The organism is Pseudonocardia sp. Cha107L01 (assembly GCF_052566575.1).
Window position 1 is genome coordinate 7,346,023 of the sequence record NZ_CP199579.1, and the last position, 20,931, is coordinate 7,366,953.

21 protein-coding genes and 1 pseudogene are annotated in these 20,931 nt (G+C 67.9%); 12 read left to right on the forward strand and 10 right to left on the reverse strand.

The window, feature by feature from the left end; genetic code table 11:
- Window positions 1-32 precede the first annotated feature (32 nt).
- From ACTXG6_RS34545 to ACTXG6_RS34555, 3 genes are all read left to right on the forward strand, one after another.
- On the forward strand, window positions 33-308 hold the full coding sequence (locus ACTXG6_RS34545) for a hypothetical protein (RefSeq protein WP_445183544.1): 276 nt from the start codon (window positions 33-35) through the stop codon (window positions 306-308).
- A 480-nt stretch (window positions 309-788) separates the two neighbouring features.
- Window positions 789-980: a DUF5999 family protein gene (locus ACTXG6_RS34550; protein ID WP_445183545.1), complete on the forward strand. Its 192-nt coding sequence runs from the start codon at window positions 789-791 to the stop codon at window positions 978-980.
- 239 nt (window positions 981-1,219) lie between these two features.
- The gene (locus ACTXG6_RS34555) at window positions 1,220-1,714 is read left to right on the forward strand and encodes a hypothetical protein (RefSeq protein ID WP_445183546.1); all 495 of its coding nucleotides are present in this window, start codon (window positions 1,220-1,222) and stop codon (window positions 1,712-1,714) included.
- Between the two features lie 647 nt (window positions 1,715-2,361).
- Here the strand turns inward: ACTXG6_RS34555 and ACTXG6_RS34560 are convergent.
- The 4 genes from ACTXG6_RS34560 to ACTXG6_RS34575 form a co-directional block, all read right to left on the reverse strand.
- Window positions 2,362-3,027, reverse strand: a complete 666-nt coding sequence (locus ACTXG6_RS34560) for a LuxR C-terminal-related transcriptional regulator (protein ID WP_445183547.1) — start codon at window positions 3,025-3,027, stop codon at window positions 2,362-2,364.
- A gap of 260 nt (window positions 3,028-3,287) precedes the next feature.
- Window positions 3,288-3,665 carry a hypothetical protein gene (locus ACTXG6_RS34565; RefSeq protein ID WP_445183548.1) on the reverse strand — a complete coding sequence of 126 codons (378 nt, stop codon included), beginning with the start codon at window positions 3,663-3,665 and terminating at the stop codon, window positions 3,288-3,290.
- 44 nt (window positions 3,666-3,709) lie between these two features.
- Complete coding sequence (locus tag ACTXG6_RS34570) at window positions 3,710-4,186, reverse strand: DUF6292 family protein (protein ID WP_445183549.1); 477 nt, start codon at window positions 4,184-4,186, stop codon at window positions 3,710-3,712.
- Window positions 4,187-4,191: 5 nt separating this feature from the next.
- Window positions 4,192-4,935 carry a methyltransferase domain-containing protein gene (locus ACTXG6_RS34575; protein WP_445183550.1) on the reverse strand — a complete coding sequence of 248 codons (744 nt, stop codon included), beginning with the start codon at window positions 4,933-4,935 and terminating at the stop codon, window positions 4,192-4,194.
- A 620-nt stretch (window positions 4,936-5,555) separates the two neighbouring features.
- Between ACTXG6_RS34575 and ACTXG6_RS34580 the strand changes: the two genes are divergently transcribed.
- Window positions 5,556-6,380, forward strand: a complete 825-nt coding sequence (locus ACTXG6_RS34580) for a TetR family transcriptional regulator (RefSeq protein ID WP_445183551.1) — start codon at window positions 5,556-5,558, stop codon at window positions 6,378-6,380.
- A gap of 482 nt (window positions 6,381-6,862) precedes the next feature.
- On the opposite strand, the gene ACTXG6_RS34585 is transcribed toward ACTXG6_RS34580, so the two are convergent.
- From ACTXG6_RS34585 to ACTXG6_RS34595, 3 genes are all read right to left on the reverse strand, one after another.
- On the reverse strand, window positions 6,863-7,345 hold the full coding sequence (locus tag ACTXG6_RS34585; protein WP_445183552.1) for a universal stress protein: 483 nt from the start codon (window positions 7,343-7,345) through the stop codon (window positions 6,863-6,865).
- 93 nt (window positions 7,346-7,438) lie between these two features.
- Window positions 7,439-8,716, reverse strand: a complete 1,278-nt coding sequence (locus tag ACTXG6_RS34590; protein WP_445183553.1) for an SLC13 family permease — start codon at window positions 8,714-8,716, stop codon at window positions 7,439-7,441.
- Between the two features lie 807 nt (window positions 8,717-9,523).
- Window positions 9,524-9,727 carry a hypothetical protein gene (locus tag ACTXG6_RS34595; RefSeq protein ID WP_445183554.1) on the reverse strand — a complete coding sequence of 68 codons (204 nt, stop codon included), beginning with the start codon at window positions 9,725-9,727 and terminating at the stop codon, window positions 9,524-9,526.
- Between the two features lie 807 nt (window positions 9,728-10,534).
- Here ACTXG6_RS34595 and ACTXG6_RS34600 point away from each other — a divergent pair.
- The 5 genes and pseudogenes from ACTXG6_RS34600 to ACTXG6_RS34620 form a co-directional block, all read left to right on the forward strand.
- Window positions 10,535-10,855 (forward strand): annotated as a pseudogene (locus ACTXG6_RS34600) (transposase); the annotation flags it as partial.
- Between the two features lie 488 nt (window positions 10,856-11,343).
- Window positions 11,344-11,619 (forward strand): hypothetical protein, encoded by a 276-nt coding sequence (locus ACTXG6_RS34605; protein ID WP_445183315.1) that lies wholly within the window; start codon window positions 11,344-11,346, stop codon window positions 11,617-11,619.
- Window positions 11,595-12,020, forward strand: coding sequence for a DoxX family protein (locus ACTXG6_RS34610; RefSeq protein WP_445183555.1), 426 nt, complete (start codon window positions 11,595-11,597; stop codon window positions 12,018-12,020). Before ACTXG6_RS34605 ends, ACTXG6_RS34610 begins: the two co-directional genes overlap by 25 nt.
- A 100-nt stretch (window positions 12,021-12,120) precedes the next feature.
- Window positions 12,121-12,471 (forward strand): FDXHR family putative zinc-binding protein, encoded by a 351-nt coding sequence (locus ACTXG6_RS34615; RefSeq protein ID WP_445183556.1) that lies wholly within the window; start codon window positions 12,121-12,123, stop codon window positions 12,469-12,471.
- A gap of 94 nt (window positions 12,472-12,565) precedes the next feature.
- On the forward strand, window positions 12,566-13,714 hold the full coding sequence (locus ACTXG6_RS34620; RefSeq protein WP_445183557.1) for a tetratricopeptide repeat protein: 1,149 nt from the start codon (window positions 12,566-12,568) through the stop codon (window positions 13,712-13,714).
- A gap of 979 nt (window positions 13,715-14,693) precedes the next feature.
- On the opposite strand, the gene ACTXG6_RS34625 is transcribed toward ACTXG6_RS34620, so the two are convergent.
- Entirely contained in the window at window positions 14,694-15,137 is a 444-nt protein-coding gene (locus ACTXG6_RS34625; protein ID WP_445183558.1) for a hypothetical protein, read from the reverse strand.
- Between the two features lie 1,898 nt (window positions 15,138-17,035).
- On the opposite strand from ACTXG6_RS34625, the gene ACTXG6_RS34630 reads away from it, so the two are divergent.
- The 3 genes from ACTXG6_RS34630 to ACTXG6_RS34640 are packed head-to-tail and all read left to right on the forward strand — an operon-like array spanning window position 17,036 to window position 19,093.
- Window positions 17,036-17,176 (forward strand): hypothetical protein, encoded by a 141-nt coding sequence (locus tag ACTXG6_RS34630; protein WP_445183559.1) that lies wholly within the window; start codon window positions 17,036-17,038, stop codon window positions 17,174-17,176.
- A gap of 58 nt (window positions 17,177-17,234) precedes the next feature.
- Window positions 17,235-18,167 (forward strand): metal ABC transporter permease, encoded by a 933-nt coding sequence (locus ACTXG6_RS34635; RefSeq protein WP_445183560.1) that lies wholly within the window; start codon window positions 17,235-17,237, stop codon window positions 18,165-18,167.
- Window positions 18,164-19,093 (forward strand): metal ABC transporter permease, encoded by a 930-nt coding sequence (locus tag ACTXG6_RS34640; protein ID WP_445183561.1) that lies wholly within the window; start codon window positions 18,164-18,166, stop codon window positions 19,091-19,093. The genes ACTXG6_RS34635 and ACTXG6_RS34640 overlap by 4 nt, the downstream gene beginning before the upstream one ends.
- A gap of 904 nt (window positions 19,094-19,997) precedes the next feature.
- On the opposite strand, the gene ACTXG6_RS34645 is transcribed toward ACTXG6_RS34640, so the two are convergent.
- Complete coding sequence (locus ACTXG6_RS34645) at window positions 19,998-20,141, reverse strand: hypothetical protein (protein ID WP_445183562.1); 144 nt, start codon at window positions 20,139-20,141, stop codon at window positions 19,998-20,000.
- A gap of 184 nt (window positions 20,142-20,325) precedes the next feature.
- Window positions 20,326-20,820, reverse strand: a complete 495-nt coding sequence (locus tag ACTXG6_RS34650; RefSeq protein ID WP_445183563.1) for a TetR/AcrR family transcriptional regulator — start codon at window positions 20,818-20,820, stop codon at window positions 20,326-20,328.
- Between the last annotated feature and the right edge of the window lie 111 nt (window positions 20,821-20,931).

The following is a 20,931-nucleotide window of genomic DNA, read 5'->3' on the forward strand; positions in this document are numbered from 1 at the left end:
CCTGCCTCCTGGCGGCACTGTGGCCGGACTCGGTGTCCGGGCTGGTGACGGTCGACGGCTACAACGTCCAGGACATCCCGCACGCGAGCACCCCGGCACCGCCGGAACGCGCGGCCTCCGGCCGGTCCCCGCGACTCCGGGCTGCCAGAGGCGAGCGCCCGCACGGCGGATTGATCCGCAAGGCGCGAGCGCTCGCCGAGCTGTGGCCTGATCCCGGCGAGGCCCGGACCCTTCTCGACGATGTCCAGTGGCTGGCTGCGCGCCGCAACTCGTTCGCGCATCGCCTCCTGGACGAGGGCGGCCCGTGAGACGACGACCCGGACGCAACTGCATACGACTTCGGCCGCGAGGAGGTCAAGGAAGCGTTTCACCGGTCCGGAGCGCTCGCTTGCATCCTCGACAAAGGGTACGAACAGTTCGCGCGACGACACGACGCGCGTTAGTCCAGCTCGCAGGTCGAGCCGGATTCGTTCTGCCGCCACGTCCGATCGGGGCGGCACGCGCGGTGCGTGGGCGTCCAGGAGGCAACTACGTTTTCCGCCCCGTCGATGCCCAAGTCGGCGTGTTCGGTTCTAGCGCGGTGGATTCGCTGTCCGGGAACATCTAGGTCCAGCTCCCCAAAGGGGCGGGCGCCTCCCCGGGCGTCCCCCAGAACGACGCGGAGCGGGAGCAAGACGGGCGACCCCCCGGCCCGGCCTGGTTCCCGCTTCGCGGCGTCACTGTTTTCCGGCGGTGTGACCCGCCGCCAGCCGCCGCCGGCGGCCCGATCAGGAAACCGAAGGTGGACCATGTGCCAGCACCAGCCGCCGTGTCCCTCGGCGAACACACCCGATCACCGAGCCGCGCGGATCGAGGCCGAGCACTGGGAGCAGGGCTGGTGTCGACTCTGCAACGGTGTGGTCATCTTCGATGATGGCGGCGAGTTCCTGCCGGACGGCCACGTCGTCCCGGCCCCACACCACTGTCGGGCGGCGGCCTAGCCCGCCCGACGAAGTGATCGCCGGGCCCGGTTGAGCACGCACACCCGCCCTCGGTGACCGCCTCCGCGACAGGCCTCGAGCCACTGTCATTTTCGTGGCGCGGACCCACTGTCGATCTACCATCGCATCACACGACCACAGCTGTGGAGCGCGACGAAAACTGATGTGGGACGGTCGCTTCGGCCCTGGACAGCGCGCCCAATTCCGGATGAGGTAGCGCGATGAATTCGGATGGGTCGATGCGGAACGTGGGATGGCCGAATTCGGTCTCCCCGGGCATCGGCGCATTCCGGATCGATGTGCCAGCCGAGTGGACGGCGATCGAGCCGGCGGCCGGCCTGATTGCCTTCCTGGCCCCACCGAGCGACAACTTCCGGGTCAACCTGGTGGTCTTCGGCGAGCGGCTGCCCCCGGACAAGGAGCTCGTGGCGCTGGCCGAGGAGGCGCTGCTCGGCGCCGGCGCCACCGACATCGAGGCGCTCGGTCCCGACGGCGGGCAGAGCGAAGAGCATCTGCCCAGTGCGATTCGCCGGGCGGATCTGCTGGTGGAGGGCCGGATGGTGCGCCACCTGATGGTCACCACCGAGGGGGCGGACCGGTCGGTCACCGGAGTGCACAGCGTGTACGCGCTGGTGGGCAGTTGTCTGACCGAGCGCGCCGAGATCGACGAGCCCGTCCTCACCGAGATGATCTCCTCGTTCACCGTCACCGCCGCGCCATCACCGCCGCGCTAGGCAGGAGGCGGCACCGCCATTCGCCGCTCGCGCTCCGCCGTCCACCGGCCCCAGCGCGGGGTGTCGCCCGATATGGGAAGACCGCCGCCGATCCCTGCCCGCCAACGAGGGGGTGTGGCGGAAGGTCTACCGCGGCGGTCTCGCTGGCGGTTTTGGGTCCGCCGGCGCCGAGATATCCAACACCCGAGGGGAACCCTGTGCTGGATACCGACCCACCGCCGAGCGTAGCCGGCCGAATCCGGGCGGGGGTAGCCGACCAGAAGGCCGGCCTAGTTGATCAGTCGGTGAGGCCCATCAGCTCACAGGCTGAACGCCGCTAGAGCGCTCCGGTTGGAGGAAATCACGATGATTCACGATCGTCGGCGAGGTCCGCGCGGATCTCGCGGGCCAGCGTCTCGTCAGTGAGTAGTCGCCTGACGAGCGCCCGGAGCACGTCCTGCGCGCCGCCTGATCCTCGGCTCGCACGCCCTGCTGTCGCTGCATGTGCGTGCCGTCAGCGCCGTTGCTGTGGGTGGTCATGCCTTCACCGCCTTCGAGAGATCTAGCAGCGGAATCAGAGCATCTCCGAGCGCGGTGCTGATCGCATGTCGAGCCATGTGCCCGGATCAACCCCGGAACACCAGATCGAGTGGCCTCCCCGTGGCCGCTCATGAGGTGGGTGGTTGACGGTTGGCGACCGCGACCGCTTCGAGCTGGGAGTTGACTTCAAGCTTGGCCAGGATCGCGCCGATTTGGGTGCGCACGGTGGCCAACGAGACCACGAAGCGTTCCGCGATCGCCGAGCCTCGGTAGCCCCCGGCGAGGAGGTCAAGTACTTCTCGTTCACGGGGGCTGAGCCGGCCCAGGCGTTGGGTGAGTTGGCGTTGCCAAGCGGTATGCGCGTGGTGGCGTTGCACCCAGTCACGGCGTACATCGTCGGTCATGACCTGCTCGCCGCCGACGGCGGCGAACACGGTGTCAAGCAGGGTTTGAAACGTCGAGGACTTGGCGAGGGTGCCGATGGCGCCGGCGGCGATGGATGCGGCGACGCGCGCCTCGTCGCGGCAGTGACTGACCACCAGTACCGCCCAGCCGCATGTGCACAGCGGGTTGACAAGCTCAACACCGTCGACGCATTGGCCGTGCTCGTCGTGTCCCAGGTGCAGATCGAGTAGGGCGAGCCCGGCCGGGAGATGGCGTATCTGGGCCAGGATCGCCGCGGTGCCGCCGGTGATGGCGAGTTGGCGGGCATCGAACTCGTAGGAGCGCAGCGCGAGGGTGAGCGCGGTACTGAACATCTCGTCACCGTCGATGACCAAGATCGGTGGGTTCACCGGCCGCCCTGGGACTGGTGCGCGAGCGCGCGCTGTGTGTCATCCGGCCTCTGTTGCATGGGCCAACCCCCCGCTGGCGATGGGCATGGGTGAGGTGATCCCGCTCGGCACGAGGCGCATCTCGAGCGGGTGTGCGAGTCCGAGGACCGCCTCTCAGCGCCGTCGGTGAGCGTCGGTCGTTGGGCCGGGGCCGCCGGCGTGACCCGCTCGGCGGCCCCGGCCGGATACCACTCACTGGCTCCCCAGCGACAAGTGGCAAGTCATCGGCCTCGGCGATGGGCGGCCCCTGGCGTGCAACCAGCGCCGTGGTCAGCGCCGTGGTGAGTGCGCTGCTCGCTGAGGTGGGCGCGCAGCCGCCCGATCGCCTCCCCAGCGACCCTCAGCTCGGCCTCGCTATGACAGGCCTGGCGCAGCTGCCGCAGGTAGACGGTCGCACCGCCTGTCCTTTGTCCGGGGCCGTTCTGCCAGCGCAGGAACCGTTCGACCTCACGGTGCAGCGCACGGCGCCGCCCCACCGGCAGCCGGCGACCGGCCAACCAGACAATGAACCCGGCCAACACCTCGTTGCTCGCGGCGGTGGCCGGCACGCCATTACCCGATCCGGGCGTCGCGGTGATCGACACTGGTGGTACCGACATGACCACGGTCCTCTCCGGTGGTGGGCGGTGTCACGGCGCGGGGCTCATGCGGCCCGGGTGAGTTGAGTCAGCAGGTACTCAGCGCGGCCGGTGCGGTAGCGAAACTGCAGGGGGTAGTCCGCTATTGCCAGCCCGGGAACGGCGGCGCTGGTGACGGCGGCGGTGATGAATTGGGCGGCGAGTGTCGGGGCGGGCACGAGGCACAGGTGCAGGTACCGGCGAGCGCTGCCCGGTTGATCGGGTTGGTCGCGGCGGGTGGACCAGCCGGTTTCCTCGTTCCAGCTGGCCACAACCAAAGCCGCGCGAGCTTTGCTGGGCGCGGGCGATGCGGTGAGGGTCGCGGCGAGGTGTTCATCGGGTAAGGCCAGGGTCGGGCCGCTCACCCAGTGCCCGGCGCGCCGCAGGCGTTCAGCCACAGCCCCGAGATAGCGGGCGAGCGCCTCACGGACCACCACATCGCTGGTGAAGGCGCGCGGTGACGACTTCAGTGCAGGCTCGCGGACTCTCCCGGCAGCGGTCATGATCCTCACCTTTTGGTTGTCGGTGTGTCACAGGTGCCGGTGGGGTCGGGAGTGTGGCCGCGCGCGAGGTAGCCGATGCCGAACCAGGACTGGGTGACATGCAGGTCGGGGGCATGCTCGCCCAGCAGTCGCCAGGGTTGGTCAAAGCCGGTGAATTCGGCCACGTAAGGGCCGGTCAGTGCGGTGACGGCGGCGCGCAATGGCCACAGCCAGGGGCCGGGCCATTTCCAGCCGCCGGCGGCAACCGCCGCACCGGGGCGTAGCTGAGCGCACAGGTTGACCAACGCTGTCGGGGATGCCAACACGTCCGGCGCGGCGGCAAACAGCGCGGCATCGGCGGTCACCGAGAGCGTCGCCGTCTCGGCGGGGGCGTTGATCAGCTCCACGTTGTCCCAGCCTTGTCGGGCGACCTGGCGGGCGGCGACGGTGAGTAGTTGGGGTGATTCGTCGATCGCGATGATCGTCCCGTCCGGGCCCACCGCGGCGTGCAGGGCGGCGAGGTTCAGCCCGGTGCCGCAGCCGACATCGATCACCGTGTCGCCGCGGCGCGGGCCCAGCCGGTCCACGAGCAGCTCGCGCCAGCCCGCGAACAGCTCGGTGCGCCGCCGGTAGTCCGCCGCCAACGCCAGCTCCGCCTCCGACAGCGGCTCCCACCGGGGCTCCCACCTCGGCTCCCACCGGGGCTCGGACGGTGAAACCGCGGCCGACGCAGCGACCGGCCCGGCGTCCGGCCTCGTCGATGTGCTCATCCTCAGCCTTACCCCTGTGCTGAATGCGGTGGTGACCGCGTCGGGCCCGAACCCCTTGAGGCGGGCCCGACGCGGCAAGGGGGTGGTGGCACCGGCATCCCGCACAGGCTGGGAGGCCACACGCGCGCGTCGGGGGTCCCGATGCCACCGTGCTAGCTAAGACTCCTGGCGTTGTCGGGCGGGGCACCACGGCCGGGATCCGGCGGTGTGATTCCCAGCCCTGCCCCCACGCACGTCGGTCCATCGGGCGGTGGGGTGGTGCTCGTTCGCGGCCTGGTGCACGTGTGGCCCGTCCTCCGCGCGGGCCGGCGTGTCTACAGTCAGCGGTATGGAATGGGTGGCCGCCGGGGTCTGGACGGAAACTCCCCGCGAAAGTACCGTGCGGTATGTGGGGTGTCACACAGGTTCACACCAATGCCCGCGGCGCGGACCTACCGCCCGATCGCGGAAACCAACCGCATGGCGGCGGCGACGCTCTCGCTCGGCAACGAGGACACGCTCTGGCCTAGTCTCGGTGACCCTGCGGAGCGGCCCATAGGTTGCCGGCGGCGGACAGATCCCTGGGCCACCCGACGGGATCTCAGGACACAGCGAAGCTTGACGACGAATCGGGACCAGAGATGGACGCCAGCGGCCGCGGCACCGCATCGGTCGACCTAGGGGCCACCATCCCCCCGGGTGACCACACCTCGATTAAACGGGCCTCGGTTGACCGGGCCTCCGTTGACCGGGCCTCGGGCGACCGGGCCTCGGGCGACCGGGCCTCGGGCGACCAGACGCTGGCCCGGGCCCGCGCGACGCGGCAAGCCCTGCTGATCGCCGCCGCCGAGCAGTTCTACACCGCCGGATACCACGCAGGGTCACTGCGCGAGATCGTCACCAACGCTGGCGTCACCAAAGGTGCGCTGTATTTCCACTTTCCGCACAAACGCGCCCTCGCCGACGCGGTCATCACCGAAATGAACGCCATCTGGACCGAAATGGTCGCCGACGTCACCGCACACGGCCTGGACCCGCTCGCCGCGTTGCTGGCCCTGTCCGACCAGGTCGTGGCACATCTGGTCGGTGACCCGATCGTGCGGGGCGGCACCCGGCTGCTGCACGACCCGCTGCTGCGCTCCGGGCACACCGCGGCCGCCGCCGCCCATCAGTACGAGTACGGCGAGGCCGCCGTCGCCATCCAACTCGCCGCCGCCGCGGCGGCCGGGCTGTTGGTCCCCTGCCTCGCCGACCCCCAACGCGCCCAGCTGGCCCAATCGGTCATCGCGACCATCACCGGGCACCACATGATCTGCGATCTCACCGGCGCCGATACCGAACTCTGGGACCGAGTCACCGCGATGTGGCAAGACCTGCTGCCCATGATCGCCACCGACCCGTGGCTCGAACACTGGCGCACAAGCAACTGGGCACACCGACCCCACCCACGCATGGTGCGTCCCTAAAGCTGTGCCAGCGCCGCCGCGGGCGGGGGAAACCGCGTCATGTCTCGCAAGTATCTCGGGGCTTCGCCGCAGTGGGTAGCAATCTCAGGATCGCTCCCCAGCGACCCGGCGCGACCGTCGCCCGGCCAGGCGCCGCTGGGTTAGGGGCCGGGGCCGCCGTCCCCCGAGGCACCGACCCCGGCCGGTAGCCACCTCGTCCGCTCCCCAGCGACGTGTGGCAGGTCGAGGAATACGGCGCGAAGTGTGGCCCCATCGGCTGCTGTCTCAAACGTCCCACGGGTGAAATCACTCGGATGCCCGCAGGTCGTCGCCCGTCCGTCGTAATTGGACCGAGGCCGGGCGCTGACCTGCGGCTATGGCGGTTCTGGCGGGCGCGGATCCGCGGTTGATATCGCACGGCGGCGGCGGGCGTGTCCGCGTTGGTCCTCGACAACCACGGGTTGTTTTCCGTGGGCACGCGCCGAGCGCCGGCGGGCCTCGACTCACTCGGCGGTCAGGCGTGGCGGTCGGTGCTGGTCGGGGTGTGCTGGTCCGGGGTGTGGCGGTCGCCGTGGTGTCGGGGAGTGGTCAGGAGGTGGTGGTATGGAGCCGAGGCTGGGTGCCTCGTCGGGCCAGATCAGCAGGACCGCGCACGGGGCGTGATCGACGACGAATCGGGTGTGGTGGCCGAGGCTGTGCGGGCCGAGGCGGGAGTGGTCGCCGTCGCGGGCGCAGACCAGCAGGGTGGCGCCCTCGCATGCGGCGACCACCTCGCGTTCCACTCGGTCGACCCGCACGGTGCGGGTGGCGGGTCGGCCCAGGCGGGTGGCGGCGGCGGCCAGCAGCCCGGCCGAGGCCTGCTCGGCCAGCGCGGCGGCGGCACCGGCCGGGTCGCGGATGCGGGCGCCCCGGCCGAGCAGACCGAAGTAGGCGCCGTGCAACGCCTCGGTGATCTCGGCGTCCACCACGTAGCTCGACCTCGACAACCTCGCTCGGGCCGGTCGCGGCGATCTGGGCGGCGGCGTCCACGGTCGCCTCCCAGGTGCCCTCGAGAAGCCACACGAGGATCCGGCGCGCGGTCATGGCAACAATGCTGGCCCTAGGGTCAAGCCCAGCCACAGCGCAAGCACCGCGACGGCCAGGCTGGCCGGCACCGTGAGCACGCCGAGCCGGCTGAACTCGCGCAATGTCGGGGCGGCCTCGCTACCGCCCAACAAGCGGCGCCACAGCAGGGTGGCCAGCGAGCCGACGTAGGTCAGGTTGGGGCCGATGTTCACCCCCAGCAGCACCGCCAGCACGAGGCCCGGGTGCGGCGCGGCGCCGAGCGCGGCGAGCATGACCAGGGTGGCCGGCAGGTTGTTGACCACGTTGGCGAGCGCGGCGGCCAGGCCGGCCACCGCGAGCAACCCGAGCAGGCTCGGGGTGGTGGGGCCCCCGACGGGGATCAACGCGGCCAGGGCGGCGCCGAGCCCGTGGGCGGTGACCGCGGTGACGACGATCCCGAGCGCGAGCACGAACAGACAAAACAGCGGGGACGCCTCGCGCAGCAGCCGACCGAGGCCGACCTCGCGGCGGGAAAGCGCCCATATCGCCAGCACCGCCGCGCCAAGCACCGCCACCCACACCGGTGCCACCCCGACAAACCCCGAGCAGCCGAACCCGAGCAGGGTCGCCCCGAGCACCGCGAACGCGAACCGGGGGGCCGGCGTGGCGGCCGGCTCGAGCCGCTGCGCCGCGACCGCTAGATCGGTCCGGAAGAACCGGCCGAACACCAGGTACTCCACCGCGATGGCGCCCAGCCAGGGCAAGCCCATCAACGCGGCGAAGGTGAGGAAGGACAGCCCGGAGGTGCTGAACGCGAGCAGGTTCGTCAGGTTGGACACCGGCAGCAGGGTGGACGCTGAGTTCACCAGGTGGGTGCAGGCGTAGACGTGCGGCTTGGGGCGCAGTCGTAGCCGCGCTGCGGTGCCGAACACCACCGGGGTCAACAAGACCACGGTGGCGTCCAGGCTCAGCACCGCGGTGGTCAGTGCGGCGGCGGCGAACACCAGACCGAGCAGCCGCTGTGTCCGCCCGCCCGAGGCCTGCGCCAGGCACTCGCCCAGCCAGCGAAACACACCCTCGGCGTCGGCCAGGTGCGCGAGCACCAGGATCGCGGCCAGGAAACCGACAGTGGGACCCAGGGCGCGGACCTCGCCCAGCGCCGCCACCGGGCTGACCAGCCCGAGCCCGACCGCCACCGCGGCGGCCGGTACGGCCACCGTCACCTCGGGCAGCCCGCGCGGCTGGGCCATCGCGAAGGCGAGCACCGTGGCGAGCAACGCCAGCGCGACGACGTCAGCCAGTACGCCGCTCATGTGCATGCCGACATGATCCGCGCGAGTCAAAATGCTGGACGAACCCGCAGGCGGTGGGCCTTACCGACCGGCAGCTCCCGCATCCCGAGGACCCTGAAGTCAGTGGCATCGCGTACCGATTCCGCTGGTCGGAGACGGTACGTCGTCGTCCTCCTGATCGGGCTGGTGGCTACCAGGACGGTAGGGGTCTTGCCGCAGGGTGAAGGTTCCTTCAAACCCGCGGGGCTCCCACCACGCGCAGCCCGAAGGAACCTCCACCTCGTCATGCTCACACGGTGGCGAGATGTAGACCTACATCGCTACTCCGGCGCGTCTGGCATCCCTGTCGGGTTCCAGAAGTCGGCCTGAGCTCGTGACCTGCGGTGATCGCAGTTCTCTAGCGGCAGGGCATGATCGTGAATGTGTCGTTTCGCCTCCTCTACCTGATCCTCGATCGGCTTCTCGGCTGGCTGGTGCTGCTCGGCCGCACACCGGCTTCCAAAGATGTCGAGCTGCTCGTGCTTGCGCCACGAGGTCGCTGTACTCCGCAGAGCCAGCCCGAAGCCCCGCCTGGACTGGGCCGACCGAGCCTTGTTCGCGGCGCTGATCCGACGGCTACCCAGGATGCTGCGCGGTCACCGCCTGGTCACTCCGGCCACCGTCTTGCGGTGGCACCACCGCCTGATCGCCAAGAAGTGGACCTACCCGAACCGAGCCGGCCGCCCACCCGTCGACGACACGATCGCCACGCTGATCGAACGGATGGCGGGCGAGAACCACACCTGGGGCTACAAGCGAAGCCCAGGGCGAACTGCTCAAACTCGGCCATCACGTCGCAGCATCCACGATCCGCAGGATCCTCAACCTGCGACGGATACCCCCGGCACCGTCCCGGCCACCGATACGACCTGGCGACAGCTCCCGCGGGCGCAGGCCTCGACCATGCTGGCCGTGGACTTCTTCCACATCGACTGCGCGGTAACCCTGAAACGGATCTACGTCTTCTTCGTCCTGCAAGTCGGCAGCCGCCATCCGCACATCCTTGCGGCCACGAGCCGTCCGACCAGAGCCTGGACCACGCAGCAGGCCCGGAACCTACTGATGGACCTCGACAACCAGGCCGCAACATTCAGGTTCCTCGTCCGTGACCGGGCCGGTCAGTTCACCACATCGTCCGACGCCGTCCTGGCCAAGGCGGGCATCGACACCGTGAAGATCCCGCCTCGATGTCCGAGAGCAAACCGCTTCGCCCAACGATTCGTACTGACAGCCAGAACCGAACTCACCGACCGCATCCTGATCTTCGGCGAGCGGCAACCTGGGGACCGTACTTGCCGAGTACGGCACCCATTACAACGGTCGGCGACCACACCGCGCGCAACGACTTCTCCCGCCACGCCCCGATCATCCCGCCCCGGACCTCAACCAGCAGCGGATCAAACGTCGACCGATCCTGGGAGGCCTGATCAACGAGTACGAACGTGCAGCCTAAACCCGCAGGTCAACCCCGGCAGCCGAGTTCTGGAACCCGACAAGGCCGACAACGCTGGTGTCCCTACTGTTCTACGGGCTTTCGTGCCTGGTCGCGGTGGCGGGACTAGAGAGCCGGCGCGAACCCAATTTTGGGGATATTTGGCCACGCCCATAGCGCCCGGGCCGCCACTCCTCCACGACGACACTTCGCATAGGCAACGATCTTCACTCGCTTGCTCGTGAGGGATCAGCCAGATGGCCCCTTTCGTGCCAAGGTCCCAAGCTGCACAGTTGCCCCGCCTCGGAACACAATAGGCGGGAAACAAGTCGGATGATCCTCAACCCATTTAGACACCAAGGTATCTGAAGAAATACGGTGCGATGATCCGAATGTGGCGCGGCGCGTGGAACGAATTCGTGCCGTTCCTGGACTACGACATGGAGATCAGGAAAGTGCTCTGTTCGACCAACGCGATCGAATCACTGAACGCACGATACCGCCGGGCCGTGCGAGCACGCGGACACTTTCCCAGCGAACAGGCCGCGCTCAAATGCCTGTACCTTGTGACCCGCAGCCTGGACCCCACCGGCACAGGCCGCGCACGATGGACGATGCGCTGGCAACCCGTGATCAACGCCTTCGCCATCACCTTCAGTGACCGCTGGCCGGCCGCTGAAACCTACTAACCAAATCGCCGGAAACACCGATCATGGGATAGACCCTCCTCACGCCGGCGACGGTCGTCGTCGTCACCGCGACGGCGCCAGTCATCGTCCCGGACCCAACCCCATCTGCTGCTTCCCATTCTTTCCTCCGTCTTTGTGCGTCTCTGTGAAGGACGCCATGCGGCGCTCCCACGAGGGGTATAGCGAGCCACTCCTCGCATCGGTTACGGCAAATCCCGCTGGACCACTCAAATAGACCAACATAAGTTCGATCACCGAAGCAAGCATTGATCTAGAATGTGAATTTACTATGATAATCCTGAGTAACCTGAGGTATCTCAGCAATCTAGTCCGAAATCCTCAAATGTGAGACAAATCAGTTTCTCATAATGTGAAAAAGATTTGAAAGAGTCGCGGGTATGGGGCGGACGAGTGCGTGTACGTGCTGGACGGGCGCCTCGAGGTCGAGTTCGACGGACCGGACCCTGATCGCCGAACCTGGCGCGTTCGTGCTGCTCCCGGCGAGGGTGCCGCACGCGCTGCGCGGCGCCTCACGGCCGCCGCCACGGGTCCTGCAGATCTCCACCCCCGGCGGGTGGGAGTGCTACTTGGAGGACCTGGTCGAGGCCGGCCTGTCCGTGCTGACCGACGGCGAGCTGGACCCGACCAAGATCAATCCCATCGCCTCCCGCCACGGCATCCACTACGACATACCCGCCGCCAGTGAAACGGGCACCGCGCACATTCCCCAGGAGCCGGCATGCACACCGCCCACCTCGTCGTGACCGTCGTCGCCGTCCTCGCTACGGGCTTCTCGGGCGTCGCGCCCCTCGCACGATTGCCGGCGATCGTGCCGGCCATGACCCGGGCCGGGGTGCCGCTGCCCTGGTTGACCTTCCCCATCGGCACTCTCAAGACCGCCGGGTCCGCCGGCATGCTCCTGGGCCTGCTCGGCGTGCCCGGGGTCGGGACCGCCGCGGCCGGCGGGCTCGTCCTCTTCTTCGCCTGCGCGGTCCACACCCACCTGCTAGCCGGTGACCGCTCGCCGCCAGTCCCCCGCAAGAACAGCCCTCCGTTTCGACGTTCGGGCTCGGCCGAGCTGGTGCGTCTCCAGACCGCGAAGTCCTACTGTGATCTCAAGTCGCGCCAAGCCGCGCCAGGGCCTCGATCACCCCACCGACGGTGACCCCCCGGAGTGCGCCGCCCCGTGGTCGCGAAGGCGCGTTCTGACGTAGAGATGCCGAGCTCGCGGAGGCGACCGCGAGAACATCGCACTTGGTTGATGGGTGAGCAGGCCGGCCAACCCCCGCGGGCGGTTTGAGTGGTCGTCCGCTTCAGCGGGAGCCAGTTCGGCGTTGAACGCGGCGCGCCGACCAGTCGAATCCCATTTGCTGCGAATCACGTGCGGTCGCTGTGATGCCGCGTGGGCAGGCGCGGACCGCGCGCACTGCGCGGTGTGCCACCGCACGTTCGACGACGCCACGGTGTGGGACGGCCACCGCCTCGATGGGACGTATGCGCACCCGCGCCAGCTCGGCCTGATCGCCACCAAGAACGGCATCTGGCTGGAACTACTGGCACGGACAACCGTTGAGATTGCCTCCGCACTTCAGGGCGTCGTCGTCGACCTAATCTAAGGTTATCGGTGGACTCTCAGTAATCCTGTCGGAGATTACCCCCTTTCCAATGACGTAAGTAACCATTTCGGAGATTCTCAGGCACACTGCGTCGGTGACTGCGCCGCCGCCCGAGGCCGCTCGTGACCGCGCCCGGCGACTGCAGGAGCGGGGGGACCTCAGGGGAGCCCTCGCGGCGTACCTGGAGGCCATCGAATCCGGCGACCCGCAGCACGCCCCGGCGGCGGCCCGGGACCTCGGCCAGCTGTTGCATAGCCGCAGGGATCTGGAGGGTGCCCGGGCCGCCTACCGCCTGCTCGGCCCCGCGAACTCGGCGTACGCCGAGGGTGGGATGCGCCTGCTGCGCGGCCGGCTGAATCCCGCCCTTGAGCAATCGGACGGGCTAATCGCGAACGGGCCAGACATTCCCGCTGTCTTCGACCTCGCCCCGGATCCCGAGCTTGATCACGCCCTTCCCGCGGAGGCGTTCTTCAACTCTCCGATCATCAGCCGGCGGGTCGCCGATGTGTCGGTCCTCATCGGCAGTGGTGAGCTCACGGCAGCGGAATCCGTATTGGTCGGGTGGTGCGCCGAGGAGGAGAGTTCGAGGTCGCGGCACTCCTGGGTGCAGTGGCCGTTCACCGCCCTGTTCCGAATCTACGAAGCCCGTGGTGATCTCTCTGCGGCCGCCGCCGTCCTGAGCCGGTACCGGGCCTGCGACCGTTTCGCAGCCGACGACGTCCTGGTGGGGTTACTGGAGGAAGGGCTGGCGCAGGCACACGCCCCGGCGGAGCGCCGCGGACCGATATTCCCCTGGTCTGGCGACCACGATGTGCTCTCCGATGCGCTCTGGAACGGCGACCAGTTCCATGACGCGGGCACATTCTTCCGACCTCTATCACGCCCGGCCGCCGGCGGCGCCAGGTTCGTCCTGGTCGGCGGACCGATGTGTTACATCGATCGCCGGGGCGAACATTCTTGCATCACCGGTGATCCAGTCGAGGGACCGGAGGCGGTGAGGTTGGCCGAGGACACCGGCCGAGTGTTCGCGCTCACGGAGAGTCCGACCTGGACGGCCGCGGTGGTGGGGTTGGGCCATCGGCTGCTGCCCCCTGGTCGCTGTTCGTTTCCGCGCCAGTCCCAGAGCCGGGAAGTCGCTCAGGTCCGTTGTCCTCGACGCGGACTGTCCGCGAACGGCTCGGCGCTCATCGCTACTCCGATCAGCGAGGTCTGGGCTTTTCGGAATCGTGAGCGTTCGCGCTGACGGTGAAGCGGGTACCCGCCAACCGTGGGCGAGTGCGCCCAGCGGTGCGGTGCCCGCAGTGAGCGGAATAGATTCCGTAACACCGCCCGATGATCGCCGCCGGGTCCTACCTTGACAGGATATTCAGAAGTCAGTATACGAGTCAGATGAATTCTGATAACCTTCAATCCCTTCGAGGTCCGTCCACCCCGAAAGGGCTGACCTCTGTGCCGTTGTCTCTCACACCGCGACATCCGTGCGTTGACCTCGCCAAAAGAGATGGTCGCGCCATCAACTCGCCCCATACGACCCTCTACATCGGTGCCCCTCCGGACACTGGAGGGCGGATCACCAGGAGTTTTCGTTGAGTTCAGAGGCAGATATCAGTGAACGACTCCGCCGTCTCGCCGATCAGATTAGCCACTCACCGCGCGAGGTAGCTGCTCACCCCGACGAGCTCATGGTCATTCACGACGAACTACTCGAGATCATCGGTGAGCTCAGCCGACAAATCGCGGAATATGAGTGCCCCTGAAACCCGCAAGCCTCACCAACCACACTGGTCACTGCGTCATTTCGGCGGTCACGCTCGTCGAGTCACCGTCGAACGCAATGAGTCGACCACCCGCCGCAGAGATCGATTTCCATGCCCGCGGGTTGCTCGATCCAGTGGGGTACACAACAAACCCACACGACAATCACATGTATCGAATTGTATGAGGGGTGGGCTCCGATGTGCTCTCAACGCCCACCGCCGGACCAGTCGGAGAGCCCCGATCAAATGCTCAGGACCGCGAGCAGGGCGCGGCTGAGTCGTGCGTTAGTCGATGACCTCCTCGACGGCGAAACCGACGCGGTGTCCCCGGAGGAACTCGTCCGTCGGGCGGCCGTGTTGGGCCACGACCCACACCGTTCGTACCGGGTCCTTGCCCTGCGGTGGAGCGGGCGTGCGTTCGACGACAGCATCTTGTCGATGGCCTGGTTGACCTTGTCGGGGTGCTTACCCAACAGCTGCAGTGCCTTGTCGTTGAGCGTCGTGAAGTCCGTAGGATCCTCCGTTGTTGTTGTGAGTGATGGCAGACAGCTGCACCGGCGGCGGCTGTGCCGCGTCGGCGCTGTGCCCGTTGCCGGGGTCCGTCTCCGAGATCTGAAGACCGTGCAGATGCGTCTTCGCGAACTCGTATTCAGTCCTGGCCTCGGCCATCCGCGAAGTTGCCCGCCCCACCGCTTCCTGGGCGTGACGCAGCTGCTTCGCCGGTGGGGGCGCTGGGCGCAGCATTTCCTCGACTGCCATGTCCAGGACCGCCGCCAGCGCCCTCGCCTCATTCAGCCCGATCGGGGATTGGCCGCTCTCCAGTAGCGCCAACTCACCGGGGGTCATCGCTGCGCCGGTGGTCGCCTGCACCGCGGCGGCCAGCGATTCCAGCGGGATCCCGATCTCCACGCGCAGCGCTCTGACCCGGGCACCGAACACCGCGTCAGGGGAACGATCGCTGTGTCGCATAGATCACACGCTACGACTCTAACCTCGGCACCACCAGGTGAACCACGGCAACCAACACGAGTGGTACGTGGTCAACCGAGGGGGTTGGAAGCGCTGGACACTCGGCTTGCGGTGATGGCTGTGCCCGACATGGTCCCTGCGACGTGGGCTATGTCCCCGACCCTGAATTGGTCCTTGGTGGCGGGATCAGTCTTGGTGCCGAACGCGGTCGCGTTGGTGATGATGACGGTGTAGGTCTGGCCGGTTGCCGTTAACACGGTCCAGGTTGATCCGTTCTCGGCTGTGATCGGGCCCGCTACGCGCGGGTGCCTGACAACCCCGGCGGCCGACGAGGTGGTAGGGGCGGGCGCGTTCGAGGAGGATGAACAGCCGGACAGTGCCAGTACAAGCGTCACCAGCGCGACCGCTGTCCTAGCGGTGAGTCGGGGATTCGCTCGGGGCAGCGCTGGGCGGTGGGAGGGGACCACTCGAGGCCTCCGTTGGTCGTGCAGCGACAAACTTGCTATCGGTACGGATAACGAGCACGGCTCGGTCCCGATGTGTACTGCCGCAGCCCGCAGGTCTCGTGGGCCGGCCGCCTTGCCCGTCCGTGCAGGTGGCGCGTCGAGGCGATCTTCCGGTGACCAAGTCTGGCCACTTCTATCCGCTCGGTCTGGTCCGTGACGCTGACCTGGATGTTTTCTGGGCTACGCAGCGACGAGATCGCCCTGCTGCGGGTCGGCTGTGTCCGCTGGCGACGCGATCGGCGGCGACTCCGGCCAGATCTTGGCGCGCGACGTGGTCTGCCTGCTCGACACACTACGAACAAGACCGGCACGGCGTTCGCCAAGCCGACAGATCCGATCCTCGGGCAGGCCCTCGACACTTGGCAGGCGACCCGGCCGACTCAGCAGCGGACGCTCGATGGGCGCACCTGGCGCGGGCCTGCTACTGCACCTACACGTTCTTTGAGCAGTGTCCGCACCGGATGGCTTGCGCTCGTTGCGTCTTCGTACACCCCTAAGGCGTCCAGCAAAGGCTAGCTACTCGAGGCCAAGGACAATCTTCAGCGCATACTGGCCCGCGATCCCTCTCAGCGATGAGGAGCGGGCAGCCGTCGAGGAGGACAGACGGCCCTCGACCAGCTTCTGGAGCGGCTGATCGACATTCCCATACCCGCCGGGCCACTCCACGCGAGCTCGGCGTCCCGGCGACCGCGACCCTGCTGCCGATCACCTCGGCCAACCAGGGCAAACAGAGCTGATCTTGACAAATCAGATTCCACGTAATGATCTTGATGACGGTGCCTTCGACTCGGCCGTTGGATGGTGATGCTCGCACGATCCGACACCGGGCGCCCACAACGCCTGCCAGGAACGGCAATCGGAGACTCACGTTCTGGCAATCCCGAACGTCTGGCGAACGAAACTGGGTGCTGCTGCCTTCGGCCGCCGGCGCCGGGTTCGCCAGGATCACTTCGTTAAGGCCGCGGGTTTGTTCGGCGAGTCCCACCGGCCACCTCGGCCAGCCGCCGACGGTTGTTGCGTACGTAGCTGCGTAGCTGGCCGAATGCATGGTACATAAGCACTCCGGAGTGTTGGGCGAGCACTCCTTGGCTTGCTCGATGATGACCCGGCTGCTCAGCGCGGCCTTCAACTGCGCGTTGAGGACCTCGCTACGGCGGATCGTGTCATTGACACTTGGACTCAGCCTCAGACCCGGATCACCGTTGTGAGCGGGGTCGGCTCACCAGTTCGGTCGAGGCCGCCGCTAGCGGTGTCCTCGGGCCGGGTGGCACGGGCACAGGTCGGCGGGCCGCGTCAGACACCCTGAGCATCTACCTCGCTCACGGCGGCGCGGTGATGGGCCCACCCGCCCAAGTCATCACCGCCGACACCCTCACCATGCTCTACGGCACCCCCATCGACGTGCTGCGCGACCGGGAAGGCCGCCTCGTCGTCGTCGGCCAACCCGACCACCCACCCGAGCACCCCCGATGAGCACCACACGGACTCGCACTGCCTCGGGTTGTTTGCCGCCCTGGGGGGAGCGCGATTCATGAGCGTGGGGTGGAGTTGGAATCTCATCGACGACGTCGCGCAGATGTTGAGTTTCCATTTCATGCTCAACGCACTACGCGCCGGCACCCTCGTCGCGGTGGTGGCCGGCGCGATCGGCTATCTGATGGTGCTGCGCCGGCAAAGCTTCGCCGGGCACACCCTGGCGGTGATCGGGTTCCCCGGTGCCGCCGGCGCCACCTTGGTGGGCATCAACGCCGGGTACGGCTACTTCGGGTTCTGCATCGCCGGGGCGCTGATGATCGCCGCGCTGCCCGGCGGCGGCCGCACTGGCGGCGGGGTGGGCGGGTTCGGCGAAGAATCAGCCGGTATCGGCACCGTGCAAGCGTTGGCGTTGGCGTGCGGGTTCCTGTTCGTCAGCCTCTACAAAGGGTTCCTGTCCGGGCTGAACAACCTGCTGTTCGGCAGCATCACCGGCATCTCCGATCCCCAGATCACCACCTTGGCCCTCGCCGGCGCCGGCTGTCTCTTCGCGCTGGTCGCGCTCGGGCGGCCGCTGCTGTTCGCGAGCATCGACCCGGCCGTCGCCGCCGCCCGCGGGGTGCCGGTGCGGTGGTTGGGCGCGGCGTTCCTGGTTCTGCTCGGCCTGGCCGCCGCCGGCACCAGCCAAGTCACCGGCAGCCTGCTGGTCTTCGCGCTGCTGGTCACCCCGGCCGCGACCGCCGCCCGGTTGACCGCGCGGCCCGCCACCGGGATCGCCCTGTCCGTCGGGATCGCCCTGGCGGTGACCTGGATCGGGGAAACGATCGCGTTCTTCTCCCCCTACCCGATCGGTTTCTGGGTCACCAGCCTGGCGTTCGCCGCGTTCTTGCTCGCCGTCGCCTACCGTGGCGCGACCGACCGGTACCGGCGCCGCACCCGCGGTGGACAACCCACCACACCCACCCGCGCTCTGGTCGGACGCATCTCATGATCACCGTCTTGCCTCAGGTCACGGCCCTGCCCGGTGTCACCGCGAACCCGCTGACCGGTGTGGTGAACATGTTGTCGCTGTCGTTCATCCAGTACGCCCTGATCGCCGGCACGGCGGTGGCGTTGTTGTCCGGGCTCGTCGGCTATTTCGTGGTGCTGCGGGGGCAGGTGTTTGCCGGGGACGCCCTGTCGCACGTCGCGTATGCCGGGGCGTTGGCCGCGCTGGCCGCTGGAATCGACCTACGTCTCGGGTTGTTCGCCGCGACCATCGCCATCGGTGTGGCGCTCGGGGTACTGGGCGGGCGCGGCGCCGCCGACGACGTGATCATCGGAACTACGTTCGCGTGGGTCCTCGGGCTGGGCGTGTTCTTTCTCGCGATCTACACCACCCGCGCCGCCACCTCCAACAGCGCCGCGAACGTGAACGTGCTGTTCGGGTCGATCTTCGGGATCAGCCCGGCGGCGGCGACGACCGCGGCCTGGGTCGCCCTCGGGCTGATCATGGTGTTGCTGGTGATCGCGCGCCCGCTGCTGTTCGCCAGCCTCGACCCGGCCGTCGCGGCCGCTCGGGGGGTTCCGGTCCGGTTGCTCGGACCGCTGTTCCTGGCCATCGTCGGGGCCACCGCCGCGGAAGCCAGCCAGATCGTGGGCGCGCTGCTGCTGTTCGGGCTGATGGCCGCCCCCGCCGCCGCCGCGCAACGCCTCACCGACCGGCCCTGGAGGGCGCTGGGGTTGTCCGCGGCGCTGACCGTGGCCGCTATGTGGGCCGGGATCGCCCTGTCCTATGCCGCACCCGCGCTGCCACCCAGCTTCACCATCCTGGCCATCGCCGCCGCCGAATACGCCCTCGCCGCCCTGGCCAGCCGCCGCGGCTCATCCAGAAACCACCCACACCTCAGTCCGGCAACCGCGGCACACACGATCTGACACTGGCGCGGCGTCACCAACGGACAGGTCGACAGCGGCCCCTGACCAGCCGAGCCCTTATCCGGCGCTGATCGCTTGTAGATCTCCTACAACTCGCTCCTGGAACTTTGTCTTACGCCGTCGCCCGGCCGGCCACACGAGCCGTGTACCGACCATCGACCTCGATGCCGCCGCTGGCACGCGCCAGCCCCGGCAGGGTGCCTCGCGTCGTCGGCCGCCCCTCCGCAACTTCGGATCAGGCGTGGTGCCTCACCCCCCGCAGGCCTTGCGCACAGTGTGATCGTGGTCCCGCGTCGCTGGCCGTGCTCGTGCTAGCAAGCGACTGGACCTCTAGGGGGCACCCGGCGCGAGCGTCGCGGATGAGCGCCCGAGGTGATGTTCCCCCGCCGCTGAAGTGGGCCCGCTCGACCTGACTCCCCGTCATCGTGGCCGCGACTACCAACCAACTATCGACCTGGGACCAGAGGCCGCCCCCAAGCCCGACACGATGAGTGGCCCTGGACAGACGTCAACTGGGTGCCGGAGGGAACTCCCGCGTATTACGCTGGGCGCCGCCTTCCGCAGGGGGAAACTACACATGACTCAGACGACCGAAACCCACTAATCAGCCACGATCTAGCGGTAGAGACTCTGCGTCATGCCGGCGTGGACGCTGAGACCATCAGTGAGGCACTCCGCGATTTTGCTTTCCCCGCCCCTCTCTCGAAAGTCCTGCAGCACCTGGCACACCACGGCATCACCCGCCAATCGCTGATCGAACGGATGGGCGACAGCCCGTAAATAACTTCAGGACGGCTGCGGTAGAGCGACGCTGCATGCTCGAACATCGCGAACATGGGCGTTCGCCCTTGCCCGAGGATCTCGCGCTGCGCGATTGGCTCTGTCCCCTCTCGGTGATCCAGTCTCAGCGAGCCTTGCTCAGCTCGCCGTGCACGTACGCCCCCGAGTCCGCAACACCGCCGAGCGGGAAGTGCGTGACCTTCTGGACGGTGAACTCGACATGCCGGTGCGTGGTGTCAAGGAATACCGACTCGCCGACACGTGGCATGACAGCCGGTAGAGATCCCCAATCTCCAGTTTCGCGTACAGCTAGAACATTAGTTCGAGTACGACAGTTTCTTCAGTGGGGATCGTTCAACGAGAGGTCGCGCATCAACGCCACCTGCAGGTACTCGTGGATGACCCGCCGAGGCGATCTCGCCGCGGATGCCGGTTGCGCTTCCAGGGCTTCTTCAGGCGCGTGCGACGCTCCTGACGAGTTGGTCTGTCAGTGCCTGCTGAAATTCGGGGTCTTGTGTGGCGCGGCCGTCTTCCCAGCGGGTGAGTGTGGCGATCAGTGCGGCTCCGAGGATGGCGTTGGCGGCGTCGCGGGAGTCGTTGATTGTGAAATGGTGGGTGGCGGCACCCTGGTCGAGGAGCTTTCGAAGTGGCTCGGTGAGGTTCGCGTCTTTCGCGGCCATCAGGGTTCCTAGTCGTCCGGTGGCTCCGGCGAAGGAGAGCATGCCGGCGCATACTCCGGGCTGCCCCCCGAGGAACCCTACGAGCGCGGTGATCGCTGAGCGTAGCTGCGCGGCTGGTGACTGGGTGGTTGTGACGGCGAGCGCGATTGTGTTGGCGGCGACGCGCAGGTGCTCTTCCAGGAGGAACGCGACCAGGTCGTCGCGGCCGGAGAAGTGGTAGTAGAGCGTCGCGCGAGCTGAGCCGATCAGTGCGGCGATGTCCTCCAACCGAAGTGCCTGGTCTGGGCGAAGTATCTCCTCGCTCGCACTGAGCAGTCGCTGGACCAGGTTGCGCGGTGGCCTCCTCATGCCGCGGATTATAGCCCCCGATCTCGACCA

Coding starts and splice junctions, on each gene's coding strand:
- ACTXG6_RS34550 (WP_445183545.1), top strand. CDS start 789: ATGTGCCAGCACCAGCCGCCGTGTCCCTCGGCGAACACACCCGATCAC.
- ACTXG6_RS34555 (WP_445183546.1), top strand. CDS start 1,220: ATGCGGAACGTGGGATGGCCGAATTCGGTCTCCCCGGGCATCGGCGCA.
- ACTXG6_RS34565 (WP_445183548.1), bottom strand. CDS start 3,665: ATGTCGGTACCACCAGTGTCGATCACCGCGACGCCCGGATCGGGTAAT.
- ACTXG6_RS34570 (WP_445183549.1), bottom strand. CDS start 4,186: ATGACCGCTGCCGGGAGAGTCCGCGAGCCTGCACTGAAGTCGTCACCG.
- ACTXG6_RS34575 (WP_445183550.1), bottom strand. CDS start 4,935: ATGAGCACATCGACGAGGCCGGACGCCGGGCCGGTCGCTGCGTCGGCC.
- ACTXG6_RS34580 (WP_445183551.1), top strand. CDS start 5,556: ATGGACGCCAGCGGCCGCGGCACCGCATCGGTCGACCTAGGGGCCACC.
- ACTXG6_RS34590 (WP_445183553.1), bottom strand. CDS start 8,716: ATGAGCGGCGTACTGGCTGACGTCGTCGCGCTGGCGTTGCTCGCCACG.
- ACTXG6_RS34595 (WP_445183554.1), bottom strand. CDS start 9,727: ATGGCGGCTGCCGACTTGCAGGACGAAGAAGACGTAGATCCGTTTCAG.
- ACTXG6_RS34610 (WP_445183555.1), top strand. CDS start 11,595: ATGCACACCGCCCACCTCGTCGTGACCGTCGTCGCCGTCCTCGCTACG.
- ACTXG6_RS34635 (WP_445183560.1), top strand. CDS start 17,235: ATGAGCGTGGGGTGGAGTTGGAATCTCATCGACGACGTCGCGCAGATG.
- ACTXG6_RS34640 (WP_445183561.1), top strand. CDS start 18,164: ATGATCACCGTCTTGCCTCAGGTCACGGCCCTGCCCGGTGTCACCGCG.
- ACTXG6_RS34645 (WP_445183562.1), bottom strand. CDS start 20,141: ATGCCACGTGTCGGCGAGTCGGTATTCCTTGACACCACGCACCGGCAT.